Annotated in this window: 12 protein-coding genes; 3 read left to right on the forward strand and 9 right to left on the reverse strand. The window is 69.4% G+C overall.

Annotated elements, in window-relative coordinates; translation table 11 throughout:
• Positions 1-430: 430 nt before the first annotated feature.
• The 4 genes from WME79_RS27640 to WME79_RS27655 form a co-directional block, all read right to left on the reverse strand.
• Positions 431-1,198 carry a YbhB/YbcL family Raf kinase inhibitor-like protein gene (locus WME79_RS27640; RefSeq protein WP_437520676.1) on the reverse strand — a complete coding sequence of 256 codons (768 nt, stop codon included), beginning with the start codon at positions 1,196-1,198 and terminating at the stop codon, positions 431-433.
• Between the two features lie 437 nt (positions 1,199-1,635).
• The gene (locus WME79_RS27645; protein ID WP_437539966.1) at positions 1,636-2,301 is read right to left on the reverse strand and encodes a pectate lyase; all 666 of its coding nucleotides are present in this window, start codon (positions 2,299-2,301) and stop codon (positions 1,636-1,638) included.
• Between the two features lie 889 nt (positions 2,302-3,190).
• Positions 3,191-5,041 carry an asparagine synthase (glutamine-hydrolyzing) gene (asnB, locus tag WME79_RS27650; protein ID WP_437520678.1) on the reverse strand — a complete coding sequence of 617 codons (1,851 nt, stop codon included), beginning with the start codon at positions 5,039-5,041 and terminating at the stop codon, positions 3,191-3,193.
• A gap of 236 nt (positions 5,042-5,277) precedes the next feature.
• A complete protein-coding gene (locus tag WME79_RS27655; protein WP_437520679.1) occupies positions 5,278-8,130 on the reverse strand; it encodes a DNRLRE domain-containing protein in 2,853 nt (950 codons plus the stop codon).
• 804 nt (positions 8,131-8,934) lie between these two features.
• On the opposite strand from WME79_RS27655, the gene WME79_RS27660 reads away from it, so the two are divergent.
• The 3 genes from WME79_RS27660 (at position 8,935) to WME79_RS27670 (ending at position 12,765) form a co-directional block, all read left to right on the forward strand.
• Complete coding sequence (locus WME79_RS27660) at positions 8,935-10,833, forward strand: c-type cytochrome (protein ID WP_437520681.1); 1,899 nt, start codon at positions 8,935-8,937, stop codon at positions 10,831-10,833.
• A gap of 284 nt (positions 10,834-11,117) precedes the next feature.
• Complete coding sequence (locus WME79_RS27665) at positions 11,118-11,498, forward strand: response regulator (RefSeq protein WP_437520682.1); 381 nt, start codon at positions 11,118-11,120, stop codon at positions 11,496-11,498.
• A 292-nt stretch (positions 11,499-11,790) separates the two neighbouring features.
• On the forward strand, positions 11,791-12,765 hold the full coding sequence (locus WME79_RS27670) for a hypothetical protein (protein WP_437520684.1): 975 nt from the start codon (positions 11,791-11,793) through the stop codon (positions 12,763-12,765).
• Here the strand turns inward: WME79_RS27670 and cobT are convergent.
• The 5 genes from cobT to WME79_RS27695 form a co-directional block, all read right to left on the reverse strand.
• On the reverse strand, positions 12,717-14,564 hold the full coding sequence (gene cobT, locus WME79_RS27675; protein WP_437520686.1) for a nicotinate-nucleotide--dimethylbenzimidazole phosphoribosyltransferase: 1,848 nt from the start codon (positions 14,562-14,564) through the stop codon (positions 12,717-12,719). The genes WME79_RS27670 and cobT overlap by 49 nt on opposite strands.
• Positions 14,565-14,752: 188 nt before the next feature.
• A complete protein-coding gene (locus WME79_RS27680) occupies positions 14,753-16,396 on the reverse strand; it encodes a flavin-containing monooxygenase (RefSeq protein WP_437520687.1) in 1,644 nt (547 codons plus the stop codon).
• 65 nt (positions 16,397-16,461) lie between these two features.
• Positions 16,462-17,673, reverse strand: coding sequence for an MFS transporter (locus WME79_RS27685; RefSeq protein WP_437520689.1), 1,212 nt, complete (start codon positions 17,671-17,673; stop codon positions 16,462-16,464).
• The gene (locus tag WME79_RS27690) at positions 17,670-18,209 is read right to left on the reverse strand and encodes a glycine-rich domain-containing protein (protein WP_437520691.1); all 540 of its coding nucleotides are present in this window, start codon (positions 18,207-18,209) and stop codon (positions 17,670-17,672) included. The genes WME79_RS27685 and WME79_RS27690 overlap by 4 nt, the downstream gene beginning before the upstream one ends.
• A 2-nt stretch (positions 18,210-18,211) precedes the next feature.
• Positions 18,212-19,483 (reverse strand): hypothetical protein, encoded by a 1,272-nt coding sequence (locus WME79_RS27695; protein ID WP_437520692.1) that lies wholly within the window; start codon positions 19,481-19,483, stop codon positions 18,212-18,214.
• Between the last annotated feature and the right edge of the window lie 40 nt (positions 19,484-19,523).

Genomic DNA, 19,523 nt, shown 5'->3' on the forward strand with positions numbered 1-19,523 from the left:
CTGACAAATCCCCTCATTTTGTTGGCATTTTGGGGAAGAGAAATTTGAACAGGGAGGCGGGGAGACAGGGAGATTCATGGGACTTTACTCCTCGCCTCCCCGCCTCCCTGTGAATCTCTCGAAACATTCGAGAGGATGCTTCAGGATCGAGAAAGCATGGGAGAGCTCCAGACGGCCGTGGCTCCTGCCGCTCAATCGTCGACGGGCAGCCCGTTCGGCACGCTCTCCGGGATCAGGTGGTGCAAGTTGAGCGAGCTGGGATCCGTCAGCGAGGAGAGGAAGGCCATGAGATCGGCCACCTCCGCGTCCGTGAGCGGATCGCCCTCACACCGCTGAACGAAGGACCGCGCGAGTTCGCGCGGCGAGCGCGGGGGCCTCGTGCCGTCCTGCGGCCGCAAGGCCCCCGCGGGCGTCGACGCCCGCTACCGCTTCATCGAGTCGAGAAGGCGTTGGACGTGCCGGTGAGCTTCGCGCTCTCGAGGTGCTTCGCCTCGAGCTTGGTCTCCGCGTCCCTCACTGCAGCCGTGCTGGTGCCCGTGATCGTGATCGATTCCTCGGCGAGCGCGTAGATCGTGAACTCGTAGGTGTCGGTCTTCGCGCCGGTGCTGCTGCCGAAGTTGGGGCAGGGCCCGAGGTAGTTCGAGTTCTGCTTGGCGCCAAGCGCCGTCGCGTCCGCCTGCTTGAACCCCTCGGGCAGCGAGGTGGTGGTGGCAGGAATGTTGTACAGAACCCAGTGATAGCCGTTGGGCTGCGACGGCGTCGCGTGCGCCAGGGTGACATCGATGAAGGTGATGGCGTAGCTCTTCGTGCCCGCAGGCCCCGGGGTCCAGTGGAGCTCCGGCATGACGCTGTTCTGGAAGCCGGCGGTCTGGCAGGTGTACTTGTCGGCGAACTTGGCGCCTTCCGCGTGATTGGTGCTCGCGAGCGAGAACTCCTCGGAGGGCGCGCCGCCGCTCCCTCCCGAGCCGCCCTCTCCGCTTCCGCCTGCTCCCGTCGCGCCCCCCTCTCCGTTGCCCCCGGCCCCCGACGTCGTGGTGGTCGCGGGGTCGCCTCCGCTCGAGCTCGAGCTGTTGGCGCTGCTGCTGCTGCTGGCGCTGCTGCTGCTGGCGCTCGGGGAGCCGGTGCTCGCCGCGGTGCTCCCGCCGTCCCCCGACACATCGGGATCGCTGCTGGAGCAGTTCAGTACGGCGAATGGCATGGCCGCGAAGGCGAGGTATCGAGCGCTACGTGTGAGCCTATCCGTGATGGTACGCATTGGCGCATGATGCCACACCGGCGTTCCTACCGCGATGGCAGTCGCTTCGCCTCGCGACTAAAGATCCGCAATTTTGCGGTACATTTCCCGGAGCGCTGAGCGATGGAGGCAGTACGCAACACCCGTGTGAACGTTCTCATCACGACGCACCGCTCCGCGGGGCTCGTCACTCCGCCGAAGAGATGGAGCCGGCGCGGAGGATCCTTGACCCTTGACACCGCGCAAGAGCGCTCGGGAGCGCGCGCGAGGACGCTCCTGCCCTGGCGGAAATGTGCAGAACCAACGAGATCTCGCCCGGCGCCGGGGCGTCCCACTCCAGCCCTTCAGGGGGTCAATACGCCTTTCCCGCCACCCCCTGTCATCCCGCGGGGGCAGCTGGATCAGTATTGCGTGTTGTTGGACGTCGTGATCTTCGACGAGCTCACGCCCATGAAGAGCTCTTTGCCGATGCCGCTGTAGCGGGTGTTCGTCATCGTCACGCTGCTGCTGCTGCTGTCCGTCCTGAAAATGGACTCCTTCATCTTCGAGATGTCGCACCGGTCGATGAAGACGTCGACCTTGAAGTCGGTCCCGCCGTTCTGCCGGATGAACTTGCCGGCGTTTTGCGCCGTGAAATTCGACACCTTGAACGTGCTGGCCGCGTTGATCTGGAACACCTTGTCGTCGCCGTTCTTCGCGGAGCCGCCGTTCAGCACCACGGTGCCGGACTTCTTGACCGTCAGGGCGTCTTCGCCGATGTCCTCCCAGACGATGTTCTCGAGCGTGACGTTGCCGTACGTGTGAATGCCGTCGGCCGCCGGCGCGCCGAGGACCACGTTCTTCAGCTTCGCACCGTCCTCGAGCTTGAACACCGGCTTCTGATCCTCGGCCTGGCTGCCGTCCCCGAGCGTGTTCTTGTCGGCGATGTACCGCTTGCCGCCGCCGTCGAACGTCTCGCCCGCCTTCACGATGATCGTCGAGCTGACGACGCCGCCGTTCCCCGCCGTGGTGGTGCCGCCGCCCGAGCTGCTGCCGCCCGAGCTCCCGCCAGAGTCGCCGCCGCCCACCGGCACGAGCTCGATGTAATCGACCTTCAGATCGTACCCGGACGACGAGGAGTTCTTGCCCTTGCAGTTGAGCGCGAACTCGACATTGCCAGAGAGCGATTTCTCCCCGAGCGTCGCGGTCGTCCAGCTGTCGCCGGTGGAGGAGCCATAAGCGTCGAAGGACTTCACCGACGATCCCTTCACGGCGAGCTCGTACTTGCCGTACACGTTCCGCTTGGCGTAACGAAGGACGATCTTGTATGTGCCGGACGCGACCGACGCGGAGAACTTGAAGGTATCCCCGCTCTGGTTGGCGCGGAGCTTCACGTTGTCCGCGTTGTCTTCGATCTTGTCGCCCGACGAGATGGACCAGTTCTGGTTCTCGGCCTCTATCCTCACGGCGCTGAGCGCGTCGCTCGCCGAGTCCACGTCCACATCCAGGTCGGCGCCGTCTGCCGCAAGGCAGCCGACGAGACCAAACGACAGCAGGGTACCGAAAGCATAGGTCAATCTCAAGCTCATGATGTTATCCCTCAATCTTTAACGTTGCGCGCGACCGACGACTCCCACCCTTCACTCCCTCTCCGCACCCCTCCCCCACGGGTCGTCATGTCCTCGCGATGTCTACGTGATGTCTTGTCATGGCTTCGTGTCTCCACGTCAGAGCAATGCCCAGGCCACAGCGCGCCATCCCCCGCGGCCGCAGCTCAGGGCACCATGATTGCACTTTTCCGCTGAAGGACAGCGTTTCACCCGCTTCGGCGAACAGGCACGCTCGCCGCTGTCATGGGCCGCCGTCAACGATGTCAACCGGCGGTTGACACATGAGCCCGCCGGCGGCTCGACGGCGCGAGCCTGCCCTCCGGGCGCGGCCGCGGTCGCGCTCGCCGACGGCGCCAGCCACGGCGGCTCAGAGCGCGAGCTTGATCCGATAACGCGTCAGCCAGTCGTTGAGGAGGAGCACCTGATGCATGCTCGACCGGGCGAGCTCATCGACCGCTCCCCCGGACTCCGAGGCGACGGCGCGGGCGCGGTCCATGTCGAGGAGCGGCAGCACCGGCGCGTCCTTCCGGGCGAGGAGCCCCGCGAGCTGGCCTCGGAGCCGCTCCGTATACGCTGGATCCTGCGTCGCCGGATACGGGCTCTTGCGCCGGTCGAGCACCGAGCGCGGCAGGAGATCCTCGGACGCGGCGCGCAGCAGGCTCTTCTCGCGCCCATCGAAGGTCTTCATCGACCAGGGCGCGTTGAACACGTACTCCACGAGCCGGTGGTCGCAGAACGGGACCCGGACCTCGAGGCCGGTCGCCATGCTCATGCGATCCTTGCGGTCGAGCAGGATCGGCAGGAACCGCGTCAGGTGCAGATAGCCTATCTCCCGCATGCGCCGCTCCGCTCCGTCCTCGCCCGGCAGGCGCGGGACCTCGGCGAGGGCTTCCCGGTAGCGCGCGGCGACGTGGCCAGGAAGGTCGATCTGCGCGAGGAGCGCGGGGGCGAGCAGCTGAGCGGCGGCGCTCGCGCCCCGGATCTTCATGCGCATGGCGATCCAGGGGAACGTCTCCGCCGCCACCATCTCCGGGTCGTGGAACCAAGGGTATCCGCCGAAGACCTCGTCGGCCGACTCGCCGGAGAGCGCCACCGTGGAGCGCTCGCGAATGGCGCGGAAGAGGAGGTACAGCGACGTATCCAGGTCCCCGAAGGCGATCGGGACATCCCGGGCGCGCACCACGGCGGCGCGGATCTCGGGGTCGGCCAGCTGGGCTGCGGAGAGCACGATCCCCGCGTGGTCCGACCCGACGTGCCGCGCGACCTCGGCGACGTACGGCGTGTCCTGCGTGCTCCGCAGCGCGTCCGGCGTGAAGTGCTCTGCGTGCCCCGCGAACTCGACGGAGAAGGAGCGCACGGGCCCCGCGCCCTCTGCCCTGAGCGCCCGCTGCGCGAGCGCGGTCACGGCGCTCGAGTCGAGCCCTCCGGACAGGAGGGAGCAAAGGGGCACATCGGAGATGAGCTGTCGCGCCACGGTGTCCTCGAGCAGCCCGCGGACCGTGCGGATCGTGGCCTGCAGGTCGTCCTCGTGTGGCCTGGACTCGAGCGCCCAGTACCGGCGCTCGGAGATCCCGTCCCTCCGCACGTGCACGACATGGCCTGGGCGGACCTCTCGCATGTCGCGGAACACGCCGGCCCCCGGCGTCTTGACGAAGGCGAGGAGCTCGCGCAGGCCGCCCACGTCCACGACCGGCGACGCGAGCGGGTTCGCGAGGATGGCCTTGGGCTCGGAGCCGAAGAGCACCGCCGAGCCGATCCGCTGGTAGAACAGCGGCTTGATGCCCAGCCGATCCCGCACGAGCAGGAGCTCCTCTGCGCGGACGTCCCAGAGGGCGAAGGCATACATTCCGTTGAGCCGCCGGGGGAAGCCCGCGCCCCACTCGAGATACGCATGGAGCACGACCTCGGTGTCGCTGTGCGTCTTGAAGCGATGGCCCTGGGCCTCGAGCTCGGCGCGCAGCTCGCGGAAATTGTAGACCTCGCCCGTGTAGATGAGCACGGCCACCGGCGCGCCGTCCTGGTCGGCGATCATCGGCTGGCGGCCCCCCTCGAGATCGATGATGGCGAGGCGGCGGTGCCCGAGGCCCGCGCGCGGGGCGAGCCATACCCCTTCGTCGTCCGGGCCGCGGAGCTTCATCGTCGCTGTCATCGTCTGCAGGACATCGCGCTCCAGCGTCAGATCGCGCTCGTAGTCCACCCATCCAGCAATGCCGCACATGGACGATCCCCTCCCTTTCAGCGCCACCGCGCGCCAGCGGCGGGCCTCGACAGCCCGCCGCGGCGCTCGCGGATCGCTCGCTGTTCGGCGGACGAGCGTAGACAGTGCGGCTGGGCCGCGCAACCAAGCTGGCCAGCGCGGCGCTCAGCGCTCAACAAGGATGGATGGGAGACCCTGGACGCGCAGGGGGCGACGAGGTCGCCCGGCGATGCCCGCCGGGGCGCTGCCCTGCGCGGTCACTGTGCGTAGCAGACCTCGAGGCGCGGGCGGCGCGACGCCGTTGTGTCTTCGCTGGCCCGCCACTGGGTCGCCCCCGCCACGTCCTCTTCCATCACGAACCCGTAATTCGGGAGGACGCCATCTACCCAGTCCTGCACCAGGTCGGTGAGGTTGGCGGTCCGATCGCCGGTGCCGTTGACGGTGACGATCGACGCGAAGCTGAGCGACTCCCAGCTCTGGTTGTAGCTGGACCAGCTCACGGTCGTCTCGCCCCAGGGCGCGAGGGCCTCGTGGAGACGAACGGTGGTGACCGCCGACTTGTACACCTGATTGATCGTCAAGGTGGCCGAGTAGACCGGCGCGCCCGCGGGGATGAACGAGAGGTCGAACCAGACAAGCGCAGCACGGAAGCCTCCGGTGCCGGCTCCACCCGTATAGATCGACGGGTACGACCCTTCCTTGTAGGTCGGCGAGGCCGACCAGAGCGTCGCGTCCCAGACCGTGCCGAAGACGCCGCGCTGCACGGTCCTGCACACGGGCGTGCCTCCGGAGCCGGCGCCGCCCGCCCCGCCCGAGCCGCTGCTGCCCACGCTCATCGCGCTGCTCATCATGACGCTGCCTGTGCTGGTGCTGGAGGCGCTCGTGCTGCTGCTGCTGCTCGTGCTGGAGGCGCTCGTGCTGCTGCTGCTCGTGCTCGATACGCTCGTGCTGCTGCTCGTGCTGCTGGACGAGCTCGAGCTGGATACGCTCGAACTGCTGGACGAGCTCGAGCTGCTGGACGAGCTCGAGCTGCTGCTGCTCCCGCTGCCCGGTGGCGCATAGGTGAGCGTCAGCTCCATGTCGAAGGACAGATCGGTCGAATTGGGGGCCGATTGCTTGACCATCACGGCGAGGATGTTGCTTCCGACCACGAAAGAGCTCGGGGAGAGCGTCACGGTGGTGAGCTCGTCGTCGCGCGACTCCGCGGACGCATAGTCACCGTAGGCCGTGCCGGTCACGCGCTTCGAGGCCACCTGGGTGCCGTTGAGCCAGACGACCACGCCGTCGTCGTGGATGAGCTTCAGGGTCGCCTGCGCGACCGGCCCGTCGATCGGGATGATCTTTCGGAAGTAGGCGGTCGGATACGACGGCGTGGCCCGGTAGAGGGCCGTGCTCTCCCCGCCGTCGCCGTAGCCGAGCTGCCCCCAGCCCCCCTTCCACGAGGAGTCGTCGTACGTGAGGTTTCGCCAGGCCGTGCCCCGGTCGACGCCCAGGTCGTCGTAAACCCAGTAATCGCCGAAGTAGACCGCCGTGCGGGGGAGGCTCTGGATCGTGAAGCCGGCGTTGCTCTCGTCGGAGAGCAGCGGGTGCTCGGCGTCCGAGACGCGCACGAGGGCCGTCGTCGTGTCGATGGAGGGAACCACCCAGTTGTAGCGGCCCGTGTTCGCGGCGCTGCTCGCGATCGTGGTCCAGGTCGCGCCGTTGTCGGTCGTGTACTCGATCCGCACGGAGGGGATGTTCCCGACGGTCGCCCAGCGGATCGGGTAGATGCCGCCCGGCGGCAGGCGCTCCCCGCCGTCGGGCGCCGCGACGTCGATGGCCGTTCCCTTCACCATGGCGAAGCGATCGCTGATCACGCCATCGTAGCGAACGTTGGAGACCGTGAGCCGGTTGTCCTCGACGTCGAGGAGGCACGAGCCGCTCTGCTGCTCGCTGAAGTACATGAGCGGGTGACCCCCGAAGCCGCCCACGTACGTGCCGTGGCCGGCGACGACATGGACCGCCCCTTCGTGGCTCCCCTTCCCAGGGAGCTTCACGTAGGGGCCGTCGCCGAGCGGCTTGCCATCGTGCCCATCGACGATGTGCCCCGCCGCCGTGGTCGGCGTATCGTAGGCACCGTCGACGAGGAACGAGCGCTCGTAATTGTGCGAATGGCCCGCGAGCACCAGGTCGACCCCGCCCGCATCGAGGATGGGCGCGAGGTTCTCCCGGTGCTCGATGATCAGCCAGTCATCGTCCGAGTCGTGCGTGCCCTTCGTGTACATCGGAAAATGCATGTACGCGATGATCCAGTCCTGATCCGTCGCGGCGAGATCGGCGGCGAGCCAGGCCGCCATCGCGCCGGTCGAGTAACGCGAGGAGCCATAACCGTCGAGCACGACGAAGTGGACGTTCGCATAGTCGTATGAGTAGTAAGCCTCCGTACCGGAGGGGACCCCGCCGGCCTCCCCGGCGGCGGGGAGCACGTAGGCGGTGTAATAAGGACCGGTCTGCGTCGCCGAGTCGGAGCTCAGGCCCTCGTGGTTGCCGAACGTCGGCCACACGACCGTGTTGCGAAGGATCGTCGCGTACTGATTGAAGAAGCCGTTGGTGAACTCCTCGGTGGTGCCGAAGTTGTACGCCATGTCCCCCATGTGCAGGAACAGGTTGGGGCGGTACGCGCCGACGGCGTTCAGCATCGCGTCTCGCGTCGCCCAGGGCGCTGTGCCGCCGTAGCCGGTGTCGCCGATGATCCACGCCCGGAACTTCTTCGGCGTGGACACGGTCGGCGCCGTCTCGAAGTAGAAGGAGGAGGAGCCCCCTGCCAGCACCGCGCTCGATGTACCGACGCTGTAGTAGTAGCGGGTGTTCGGCGTGAGACCGCCGATGAACACCTCGTGCTGGGTCGCGAGCGCGCCGAGATCCACCGTCTGCGTCAGATTCGCCGGATCGGTCCCGTAGCGCACGCGGCTGTTCGTGCCCACGTCGGTCGTCCACACCACGTAGACCGAGTTGGGCGTCAACGACTGCAGATAGGGCTGCCTCATCACCGACTGGGCGGCCGCCTGGCCGGCCCACGCCATCGTCACTGCCACCGACGCTGCGGCCAGATGTCCGGGGTTCAATTTCATTGCTTCACCCTCCGAGCTTCCTGATTCATCCCGCCTTGCCTCCAACAAACGCTCGCCATGCGGCGAGCCGGGCGCCTTCCCGGCACGGTCACGAAAGCGATCGCATCGCGCCTGATACCGTGCGCGATCAGCGCATCGGACGTGAACGCGCTGCTACCATCTTACCGAAAACACACTTGAGAGATCATCTTAAATCGGAGAGCCTCGCGCCGACGGCAGACCACTCTGGTCTCTGTCTCTGAGCGGCGCCGGAGGGCAGTGACTGGTCAGGGCGTACTCAAAGCACAATGGAATTCCGTCGCCACTGTCGAACGCGCGCCAACACCGGCCAACACTGAATGCGTGCCCGGCGTCGACGGTTGGCGCTCGTCGTCCCAGCGCTCAGCCGCGTCAGCCGCGTCCGCTTGCTCTTGCACCGAGGCTCGCACGGAGAATGGACGCTGGGGCCTTCGCCCGTAGCCACCTCGAGCGACAGCGGTAGGTCAGTCTTGCAAAACCTTTCTGCTTCCTGGCCAGCTGGTGCGGCGCCCCTGAGCGCCACGCGGCAGGATCATCATCAGGAGGACCTCAAAGCATTGTCGTCGAGCAGCGGGGTCGCTGCACGATCGAGGGAAGCTAGCATGAACTCTATTTCGATTGTATGAGGGATATGTGTCATCGCGATTTCTCACTCCTCTCCGCGCGCGACCTGGGCGCATGATCGCGACGGGGGTGTGCGCTGGATCGCCGACGCGGGCCGGCGCCACCCCGCGACTTCCACGATTCCCGAGTAGCCCGCGGGCAGCGACGGCCAGGCTCACCGCCATGGCGGCGGTCAGCGCGGCCGCCATGGCCGCCGTCCTGCTCCTGGGCGAGCGCCCTGCGCTGGCAGACCCGGGGGAGCCGGCCGAGGTCGAGGCGCGCCGCCTCGTCCATGTGCTCGGCTACGTCGCCATGGACTATGGCGGGTGCGTCGCGAACGGCGCCGTCACCAGCGTCATCGAGTATGACGAGCAGCTGGCGCTGCTCGGTGAGGCGATCCAGGTCGCCTCCCGCATCCAGCCGTCCGCGCTCGAGAGCGGGGCGGGCGACCTCGCGCAGGGCATCGTCGGCGTGCGTGAGCTCGTCGAGGCGAAGGTCGCTGCGGATCAAGTCGCCATCGCGGCCAGGGGCGCGCGCGACCGGGTCGCGGCCGCCTTCCGGCTGGCCGAGGCGCCGCTCTCGCGGCCCGACGCGGAGCGCGGCGCGGCCCTCTACCAGGAGAACTGCGCCACCTGCCACGGCCCGACGGGGTACGCCGATACCCGGCGCGCGGCGACCCTCGTCCCGCACCCGGCGAACTTCCACGACGCGATCATCGCCGAGCAGCTCGCGCCCGTCGGTGTCGAGTCCGCGGTTCGATTCGGCGTCACCGGCACGGCCATGGTGCCGTTCACCTTTCTCTCCGCCCGCGACCGCTGGGACCTCGCCTTCCACGTCGCCGGCCTCCACCACCCGCAGCCCGGCGAAACCCCGAGGCCGCTCGATCTGCCGGACTACTCCATGGTCGAGCTCGCGGTCCGCTCCGACGCGGACCTGCGCGCCGAGCTCTCCACGCGCGGGATCCCCGCCGAGCGGCACGCGGCGCTCCTCGCGGAGCTCCGGCGGCGCGTCGCCTATGGCCGCGAGGCCGCTTCACATCCCCTCTCCATCGCGCGCGCCGCGCTCGACAGGGGGCGCGCCGCGCTGCGCGAGGGGAGGCTCGTCGATGCGCGCGAGGCGCTCAGCACCGCCCAGCTCGACGGCATCGACGCGGCCGAGGCGAGCGTCCGCACCGTGAAGGAGGGGCTCGCGAACGATCTCGGCGATGGCGCCTTCGCCCTGCGAGCGGAGCTCGCGGCAGGCGCGACGGCGGACACGCTCGACGCGGGCATGGCCACGCTCCTGCGCGACGCGACCTACGCCGAGGTCGCGCTCGCGCGGTCCGGGGGCGCGCCAGGTCGGCTCGTGGCCCAGGTCTCGAGCCGCTTGTTGCTGCGCGAGCTCGCCGCTGCGGCGCTGTTCCTCGGCGCGCTCGCCGCCGTCGCTTCGTCACGGAGCCGGCGTGTCGTCCACGTCGCGTCGGGCGCGGCGCTGCTGCTCGCGCTCGCCGCCTGGGTCGCGGCGGCGCTCGGGCACATGGCCGGCTTCTGGCGAACGCTCACGGCAGGCGCGACGATCTCGGTCGCGCTCGCGGCGCTCGCCGGCGCGGCGGCGCTCGCCTGGCGGCGCGACGCGCGGGAGATGCGCTCGCACGATCCGCCGCGTGACGGCCTGTCGCGTGGCGGCCGAGCGGCCGTGTTCGCGGCCGCGCTGCTGGCCGGCTTCGGCGCGGCGTTCTCGGCGCTCGACGCCGCGCTCGGGGTGTCGCTCCCCGTCGCGCCGCCCGCCGTGGCCGGCGTGTTGATCACGCTCGCGCTGCTCGCCGCCGCCGCGGCGCTGGTCACCCGCGCGAGCCGGGCGGCCGCGCGCCGCTGGGCGAGCCCTCCCGCCTGGCTCGCCTGTCTGCTGTGCGTCCCGCTCGCCGGCCGCGCTGTGGCCGCCTTCCAGCTCTGCGGGTTGTTGCCGCTCCACCGGCTGCCGCTCCCTCGATTCACCGCGCTCGGCATCTACCCTGCGGTGGAGACATGCCTCGTCCAGGCAGCGCTGCTCGGGCTCGCGCTCGCCGGCGCGGCCCGCGGCCGCCGCGCCGAAGGCGCGTGTTGACGGATGCCGCGCTACGATCGGTAACACCCGGTCATGCCGCGCTACGATCGGTAACGCGGTCAGTTCATCGACTTCGCTCGAACACGCCGCGCCGTGCGTCCGCGCATATTCAGCCGTTGCGGTATTGAGTAGCCTTGTTTCATGCACGGAGGACACGGAGCGGACGCCAGCGCGACACGCCTGCTCGCGCCGCTCGCGCCGCTCGCGCCGCTCGCCCGCGGAGCGCTGCGCCGCGACACCCACGAAAAAGCGATCTGGGCGCGGCGCGCACCCGAGGTGACGCGATGAGCCGGATCCTGCTTGTCGAGGACGAGGTCGTCATCCGGATGGAGATCCGCCGGCTGCTCGCCCGCCACGGTCACGACGTCATCGAGGCGGGCTCGATCGCCGAGGCCGCGGCGGCCCACGATCTGCGCGCGTTCGATCTGGTGCTGGCCGACGTGCGCCTGCCAGGCGCGCCAGGCACGGCGCTCGTCGGCCGGTGCGGCAGCGCGCCGGTCGTGCTCATGACGAGCTACGCCACCGTGAAGGCGGCCGTCGATGCCGTGAATCGCGGCGCCGCGGATTACCTCTCCAAGCCGTTCGATCACGCCGAGCTCGTCGCCCTGGTCGAGCGCCACCTCGCCAATGCGCGCTCGAGGAAGAGCGCTCCCGCAGCGCCGTGAGACGGTCGGCGCCACAGGGCTGTCGCCACCGAGCTCGCCAGAGCTACCGAGTCGCCAACAGGCGATGGCGGAGGCTTCCTCACGCCGACAGTTCATGTAGGGAACGGTCGCTCCACGCGCGCGCTGCCGAGCTGCCTTGATTCGACAGGCCGAGCAGCGCTGGGCCGGCGAGCGGCCGCCATAGGTAGTCTCGAGCCCGCGCCGCGGCGGCTCGCGTCGCGATGGACGCGCTTCCATTCTGGCACGCAGCGTCCTATCGTGATTGGCTGAAGCATCTCGGAGATCCCTATCCATGACCATGAACAGCAAGCTGGCTTTTGTGCGGTGGACCAGCGGGTGCCTCATTGCGGTGCTCGGGGCTGGATGTGCCCAGATCTTCGGCTTCGATAAGTTATACGAGGTCGCGCACGGCAACACCGGAGGCGGGGGCGCTGGCGGCGAAGGCGGCACCGGCGGCGCGGGCACGGGCGGCGGGGGCGCTGGCGGCGAAGGCAGTACTACCGGCAGTAGCAGCGGTTCGGACACGGGAGGCGGGGGCGCTGGCGGCGAAGGCGGCGCCGGCGGGAACGCGGGAGGTGGCGGAGAGGGTGCTGAATGTGGGGAACCGCCGACGGGCGACCCCACCCTGGAACTGTCGGTCATCGACGACATGGAAGATGACAACGACACCATCATCGAAGTGGCGGATGAAACGAACCCCCGCCAAGGGGCCTGGTACGTGGCGAACGACGGCGAGGGTACGCAAACGCCCGGAGTGGGCGAGCCGTTCCTCATGAGCCTCCTCGAACCGGCGCGCGGCGACAGCACGATGGCAGTGCACGCCGTGGCCGACGACATGTTCTCAGGCTGGGGAGCCCTCTTCGGCTTCCAGGTGAACAGCGCTTCGCCGTCGGAGCAGGGCCTCTACAATGCCTCCGAGTTCAGCGGCATCACCTTCTTTGGCTACGCCGATGCAGGCTCCACGACGAAGGTGCTCGTGGACGTCGTCGACGTGCAGACCTGGCGGGACGGCGGCATCTGCGAGAAGTGCGACGATCACTTCACCAAGACCATCACGCTGACGAATTGCTGGACTCAGATCAAGGTGCCCTTCTCCACCCTCAAGCAGTCCAACTGGGGCCAGCAGTTCGAGGCGATCGACCTGACGCAGATCTGGGCCGTCCAGTTTCGCTTCAATGCGAGCCGTCAATTCAGCGTGTGGATCGACGACGTGGCGTTCTACAAGGACCCGCCGCCGGAGACGGAGCCCGAGGCCACGACCCCGTGAGCACCGGAGCCGCGCGCGAGCTCCCGACGAGGGTCGAGCCCGCTCAACGTCGATACGCAGGTGCCGACGAGGTGCAGCCCGAGCACGGCGCCGATCCCCTCGCCCACCCCTAGACCCAGGTCAAAGATCGGATCGAGCCCGAGCTCGGTGAGCGCGAGGGCCGCCGCCGGCTCGGCCGAGCGGTGCGCGGCGAGGAGCCATGGCCGGAGCGCTGGGGCCATCCTGACGGCGCAGAGGGCCGCGGTGCACGCCGTCAGCCCGTCGACGACGACGCCCATGCGCAGCCGCGCGGCCTCCAGCGCGAAGCCGGCCATCGCGGCGATCTCCAGCCCACCGACCTTCGCCAGCACATCGAGAGGGTCCGTGGGATCGGGCACGTGAAGCGCGAGCGCGTCGGCGACGACGCCGGACTTGCGCGCGACGCCCTCCGCGTCGAGGCCGGCGCCCGGGCCCGCGAGGCTCGCCGGCGGCGCGCCTGTGAGGGCGCACAGGATCGCTGTCGATGCGGTCGTGTTGCCGACGCCGATGTCGCCGACGCCCGCCAGCGTGACGCCCTGCGCGGCGAGCGCGCGAGCGGTCTCGGCGCCCGCCTCCATCGCGCATGCCGCCTCGTCGCGCGTCATCGCCGGCTCGCGCCGCAGGTTCCCGGTGCCACGCCGCACCACACGCGGCGCCAGCGGGACGACAGGCGCACACGGCAGCGCCGAGAGATCGCCCGTCAGGCCGACGTCGACCGCCACGAGCCGCACGCCGTGGCGCGCCGCCAGCGCCGAGACCGCCGCGCCCCCGGCCATGACGTTCGCGAGCCTCGCCGTCGTCGCCGACGAGGGGGTTGCGCTCACGCCCTCCGCAACGACGCCGTGGTCCGCGCAGAACACGGCCAGCCCCGGCGCGGGCAAAGGGAGCGGGAGCTCGCCACGCACGCCGGCCCACCACGCCGCGAGCTGCTCGATCCGCCCCAGGCTGCCAGCCGGCAGGCCGAGCGTGGCCTGCTGCGCACGGAAGGCGTCCATGGCGGCGGCGTCGAGCGGTGAGATCGCCGTCGTCCGGAGCGATGAACGCGGCGGCTCGCTCGCGCGGCCCGCCGCAGGCGTGCTGGCGTCGTCGCGGTCTTGCCAGATGCCATGTTCGTGGACGACCTCATCGAGCGCGCGCCGCTCTCGCCAGCCGCTCTCTTCCAGCATCGGTCGCCGCCGGAACGCGACGGGGTGGCCCAGACAGAGATACGCTATCGGCTCCACGCCCGGCGGGAGGCGCAGCTCGGCGCGGAGGACGGCGGGCTCCACGATGCTCACCCAGCCGACACCGACGCCTTCAGCGCGCGCGGCGAGCCAGAGGTTCTGCACCGCGCAGCACGCGCTCGCGCGCACCGCCTCCGGCTGGACAATGGTGCCCAGGATCGCCTCCCCGCGCGGCCTCAGGTCGACGGCGACGCACACGTTGAGCGACGCCTCGAGGATGCCCTCGAGGCGGTAGGAGAGGTACTTCTCGCGTCGGCCCTCCGGAAAACGGGCAGCCTCCGCCTGACGGCAGCGAAGGAAGCTCTCGCGGATCCGCGCGCGCTGCGCCTCGTCACGCACCACGACGAAGCCCCAGGGCTGGGAGAATCCCACGCTGGGCGCCAGGTGGGCGGCCTCGAGGATGCGCCGCAGGACAGCCCGGTCGAGCGCGCGCCCCGGCTCGAACTGCCGCACGTCGCGCCGCAGGGCGATGACGTCGTAGACCGCCTGGCGCGCGCCCTCGTCGAAGGCGACAACGGCCTCCGGGACCAGGTACGACGGTTCATGTGTGGCTGGCACCGCGGTCAGCTACCACAATTGTCAGGCGATGGGCAGCCGACGGCCGTGCGCTGCAGAGGGCCCCCTCGCACGTCTTCCTTCGAGCCAGCGAACCGCGCCGATGGGGCGCTTTGGGCAAGCGGGAACCGCCGTGCGCGGCGTCCGCGCCGATCGCATCCATCCCGAGAGCCCACCCTGGTTGGACGCGGCTACCCTGCCCTCGAGAGAGAAAACCCCTCGTATCCCTGAGCCGCGACCGCCTCGCACCTCTTCCTGTAGGCGCCGACGCCCCCGGCATAGGGCATGAGGACGCGCGGCTTGCCAGGGATGTTCGCCCCGACGTACCAGGAGCTGGCCAGCGGATACAGCGTGCCGTCGGCCACCTCTCTGGCGTGCGCGACCCACCTGTCCTCCGCCTCGGCGGTGGCCTCGATGCACGCGAAGCCTCGCTCTCGCAGGTAAGCGATGCAGTCCGCGATCCATTCCACGTGCTGCTCGATGGAGACGATCGCATTGCTGAACACGGACGGGCTCCCGGGGCCTGTGATCGTGAACAGGTTCGGGAAGCCGGCGATGGCGACGCCGAGGTACGTGCGCGGGCCGTCAGCCCACCTCGCCATGAGCGGCTCGCCGCCCCTCCCGCGGAGCTCGATCCTGGTCAAGGCGCCCGTCATCGCATCGAAGCCCGTGGCGAGCACGAGGCTGTCGAACGCGTATTCCGCGCTCCGCGTCCGGAGCCCCGCCTTCGTGATCTCCTCGATGGGCGACGCCTTGACGTCGACCAGCGTGACGTTCTCCCGGTTGAAGGTCTCGTAATAGCCGGTGTCGACGCAGAGCCGCCGGGTGCCCAGCGGATACCCCCTCGGCGACAGCGCCTCGGCGACGGTCGGGTCGCGGACCGTCGCGCGGATCCGGGATCGGACGAACTCGGCGGCGGTCTCGTTGGCTTCCCGGGACCGCATCACGTCCGAGAACGTCGCGAGGAAGCCGGTGCCGCCCTGCTCCCAGCGAGCCTGATACGCGCGCTCCCGCTCCTCGGGCGGCACCTCCAGCGCGGACCGCGGGTCGACATCCATGATGACCCCGGCGCGCGTCTCGCGGGCTTTGCACCGGTGCTCCGTGTAGTTCGCCTTCATCCACGATTCGTAGGCCGCGTCCAGGGGCGCGTTGCGCGCGGGCACGCTGAAGCACGGGGTCCGCTGGAAGACGAAGAGGCGCGCCGCCTGCTCGGCAATGGCGGGGATGACCTGGACGCCGGACGAGCCCGTGCCGATGACGCCGACGCGCTTGCCGGTGAAGTCGACGCCGCCGTGCGGCCAGTGGCTGGTGTGGTATCGCTCGCCCCGGAAGGCCTCGAGCCCCTTGAGGTCGGGCACCTTCGCGGCGGACAGGCAGCCCGTCGCCATGATCAAGAACCCGGCGGATACGCTGGCGCCGTCGTCGGTCCGGATCACCCACCGATCCGTCGCCTCATCGAAGGCGGCGGCGGTCACCCGCGTCCGGAGCTGGATGTGCGCGCGGAGCGCGAACCTGTCCGCGACGTGCTCGAGATAACGCAGGATCTCCGGCTGCGTGGCGTATCGCTCGGTCCACGTCCATTCTTGCTGGAGCTCGGGAGAGAACGAATAGGAGTAGTCCATGCTCGCAATGTCGCAGCGCGCGCCGGGGTAGCGGTTCCAGTACCAGGTGCCGCCCACCCCGCCGCCCGCCTCGTAGACGCGGACCGACAGGCCGAGCCGGCGCAGGCGGTAGAGCATGTACAGGCCCGCGAACCCGGCGCCGACGACGACGGCGTCGACGCGGCCCAGAGGCGCCGGGCTGTCTCCTGAACGATTCGACTGCACGTCAGACATGATGTTCGCCTCCCTCTCCGGACATCGGTGCGCGAAAGGCCGCTCGAGGCCCCGGCGCGTTCGCTTCAGAGACGCGCTCCGCCCTGCGCCGGCGCCGGGCGTGAGGCGCGGTGGACGCGGAGGGCGAGCGCCATCAAGCTCAGGACCAGCACCACCCCGAGGTGCACGAGGCCGCTCCACCCCAGCGCCGACAGGAGCGCACCGGACGTGAGCGACGCGACGCCGCTGGCGGCGAACACGCACAGATCATTGACGCCCTGCGCGCGGAAACGCTCGGTACCGGAGCGGCTGCGCGCGACCAGGGTCGTCGCCGTCACGAACACATAACACCATCCGACCCCGACCAGCGAGAGCCCGACCAGGTGCCCTTCGAACCCTGGAGCCAGGCTGATCACGAACCCCGCGAGCAAGAACAGCAGCCCGAGCCCCTGGAGCGCCGCGATCGACATCCGCTTCAGGAGGGCGCCGACCGAGAGCGAAGGCAGGTACATGCTCAGGAGGTGCACCTCGATCACCCAGCCCGCCTGCTGGATCGAGCTCTGCTCGACGCCGCACATCTGGAGGGGCGTCGGCACCATGATCAGGCTCATCACGAGGAAAGCGCCGGCGCCCATCGCCACCATGGGCCAGTACAGCGCGCGAGCCCCCGCGTCGGGCGTGGCGGAGGCCTCCGCGACCCGCGCTTCCTGCGGCCGGTACGACACGAACGCGAGCGCCGCGACGACCTGGAGCGCCGAAAGGACGAGCAGGGCAGAGGGCAACTCGCTGGAGGTCCGTCCTTCCAGCAGGCCGAAGAGCGAGATGCCAGGGACGATGCCGAGCGCGCTGGCGAGCTGGATCATGGTCAAGAGGCGCGGCGCCCGGTGGCTCTCCTGCCCTTCGAGGATCGCGAAGCGATATTGCTGCACGAAGGCGCCGTGCAGGCCGACGCCGGAGACCGCCGCGCAGAACAGCGGGAGATCGGAGCGGTCCACCGCGCGCGCCGCGAGCGCGAGGCAGCCGGCGGACAGGAGCGCCGCGGCGATGAAGCAGGGCTTGCGCCCGAAGCGGCGCATCAGCTGGCTGGCCGGCCAGGTGCCCAGGGCCGAGGACAGCACGAGCACGGCCACCGGGAGCGTCGCGAGCCGCATGTCCCTGGCGAGCCGCTCACCCACCACGCTTCCAGCAAACTGGATCGACACCACAGAAGCGATCCCCAGCACCTGGCAAAGCAGCAGGACCAGCGTGTTGACGGACGTGGCGGGCGCGGGCGCGGTGACGACAGCCTGACGGCTCAACGGACGCGCTCCACGCCAGGCAGGGCGGCCTCGTTCCCCCCGTCGAGCGCCGCGATCGCCTCGAGAGAGAGGCCCAGGCGCTCATGGAGGAAGCGCACCATCGTCCAGTGAGGCAGCGCGCCCTCGTCGAAAGGGCCGAACTCGTCGCGGTAGAGCGGCAGCCAGCGCAACGCCTCCTCGATCGCCTGCTCCCGGCTGGCCTGCGCCTCCTGATAGTCCTCGTAGGGCAGGCTGCGGTGATGGATGAAGAAGCGCCCCGGGAGGCGCTCCTCGCACAGCTCACGGTACTCCCGCGTCTGCAAGATCAGGTAGTGCCAGACTTCGTCGATCGCCTGCTCCACGGGCAAGAAGAGCCCGGCCAGCGGCTCCGGATAGCGCGATATCAGGTAGAGGTACCGCAGGCATTCGAGCACCTGACGCTCGACGGTCGCGGGCTCCTCGCCTGTGGTCTGCACGAAATGGCGCACCACGCCGGAGAAGAACGCGTCGTCGAGCCGCGCCTTCAGCGCGGTGGCCGTCACCCTGGGTCGTTCCATCGTCACGAGCCACCTCGCTCCGCGGCCTCGCCGCCCTGCACCAGCCATGCATACTTCCCGGACTTGCCGATCGCGATGTGGGCGCGGTGCTCGAGGACGCAGTCGAGGCCGGCGCCCTCCCAGATCCGCTCTCGCAGCGCGCGCGCAGCGGCCGGAGCGACGGGCACGCCGTCGAAGGTGGTATAGAGCAATCGGCCCTGCCGCTGTCCCTCCGCGTGGAGCTGATAGACGAAGATGGACGGCGCGGAGACGGCGATCCAGTCATCGAGATCGGCCTGCGAGATCGGGCCCCGCTTCTGGGACCAGAGGAGCTCCCGCTCGCGCCCGCAGAACCGGCGGATCCGGAGCGGATCGGGGGAGCCGTCGACCGTCTCGGCGCAGTCGCCCGAGCGATAGCGGATGAGCGGCATGCAGGGGTTGCGGACGCTCGAGACGATGAGGCTGTAGATCGCGCTGCCCTCCTCGACAGGGATCAGCTCCAGGTGCATCTTGTCGAGGTAAGGCCAGTAGCGGCCGTGACGATCGCTGTAGTACAGATACCCGAGCTCGGTGCTGCCGAAGAGGTCGACGATCGGGCACTCGACGTGCCGCGCCAGGAACCGCCGTACATTCGTCGGCGTGAGCTCGTAGGCGTGAACGATGCTGGCCGGCCTCGGAAAGCGCTCCCACGCTCCGAAGTCGATGGCCTTCTTCACCAGGTGAGCGAGGTGGTAGCCATCGCAGTCGAGGTGGTAAAGGCGTCGAGGATGCGCCTCTCGAACGGCGGCCATCTCGGCGAGCATGCGCTCGACATCGCCGCGCTCCCAGAGCGCCGGGTCGAGCTGCAGGTTGATATAGAGCGTCCTCGCGTCGAGCCGGCGATCCTCGAGGCTGGGGAGCGCCGGCACCTCGGCGCCGCGCCGCCTCGCGGCGAGCCGCGCCACGTGCTCGGTCGCCAGCACCGTGGTGATCGAGACGCGCTGGCAGCCCTCATGCCAGGTGACCGCGATGTCGGGGTGCTCGCTCCACAGGCGGTAATACGACTTCAGGAGGAAGAAAGGCGGGCGGATGATCTGCATCCGCGCGTGGTTGGTCCCGGTCGAGAGCACGAGCTCCGCCTCGCCGACCTTCAGCGCCTCGGCGAGCCGCGGGGTCATCCAGTTGTCCGGAAAGCCTCTTGCGATCTCCGGCTTCTCCAGGATCGGGAAGGAGCCCTTCTCGATCGACTGTCGGTAGATAGGGATGTCCCTGACCTGATCGATCATCGCTGCGAGCGTCGGTCCGTGGGCGTCCATCGGTCGACTCCAGGAAAAAGGTTGAACGGCCATCGAGAAG

It is taken from the genome of Sorangium sp. So ce726 (assembly GCF_051521405.1).
Lineage (GTDB): Bacteria > Myxococcota_A > Polyangia > Polyangiales > Polyangiaceae > Sorangium.

What these genes read in the sequence shown, in the direction of transcription:
- WME79_RS27670 (WP_437520684.1), top strand. Translation starts at nt 11,791, where the DNA reads ATGACCATGAACAGCAAGCTGGCTTTTGTGCGGTGGACCAGCGGGTGC.
- WME79_RS27640 (WP_437520676.1), bottom strand. Translation starts at nt 1,198, where the DNA reads ATGCCATTCGCCGTACTGAACTGCTCCAGCAGCGATCCCGATGTGTCG.
- WME79_RS27695 (WP_437520692.1), bottom strand. Translation starts at nt 19,483, where the DNA reads ATGGACGCCCACGGACCGACGCTCGCAGCGATGATCGATCAGGTCAGG.
- WME79_RS27690 (WP_437520691.1), bottom strand. Translation starts at nt 18,209, where the DNA reads ATGGAACGACCCAGGGTGACGGCCACCGCGCTGAAGGCGCGGCTCGAC.
- WME79_RS27660 (WP_437520681.1), top strand. Translation starts at nt 8,935, where the DNA reads ATGGCGGCGGTCAGCGCGGCCGCCATGGCCGCCGTCCTGCTCCTGGGC.
- WME79_RS27680 (WP_437520687.1), bottom strand. Translation starts at nt 16,396, where the DNA reads ATGTCTGACGTGCAGTCGAATCGTTCAGGAGACAGCCCGGCGCCTCTG.
- asnB (WP_437520678.1), bottom strand. Translation starts at nt 5,041, where the DNA reads ATGTGCGGCATTGCTGGATGGGTGGACTACGAGCGCGATCTGACGCTG.
- WME79_RS27655 (WP_437520679.1), bottom strand. Translation starts at nt 8,130, where the DNA reads ATGAAATTGAACCCCGGACATCTGGCCGCAGCGTCGGTGGCAGTGACG.
- WME79_RS27665 (WP_437520682.1), top strand. Translation starts at nt 11,118, where the DNA reads ATGAGCCGGATCCTGCTTGTCGAGGACGAGGTCGTCATCCGGATGGAG.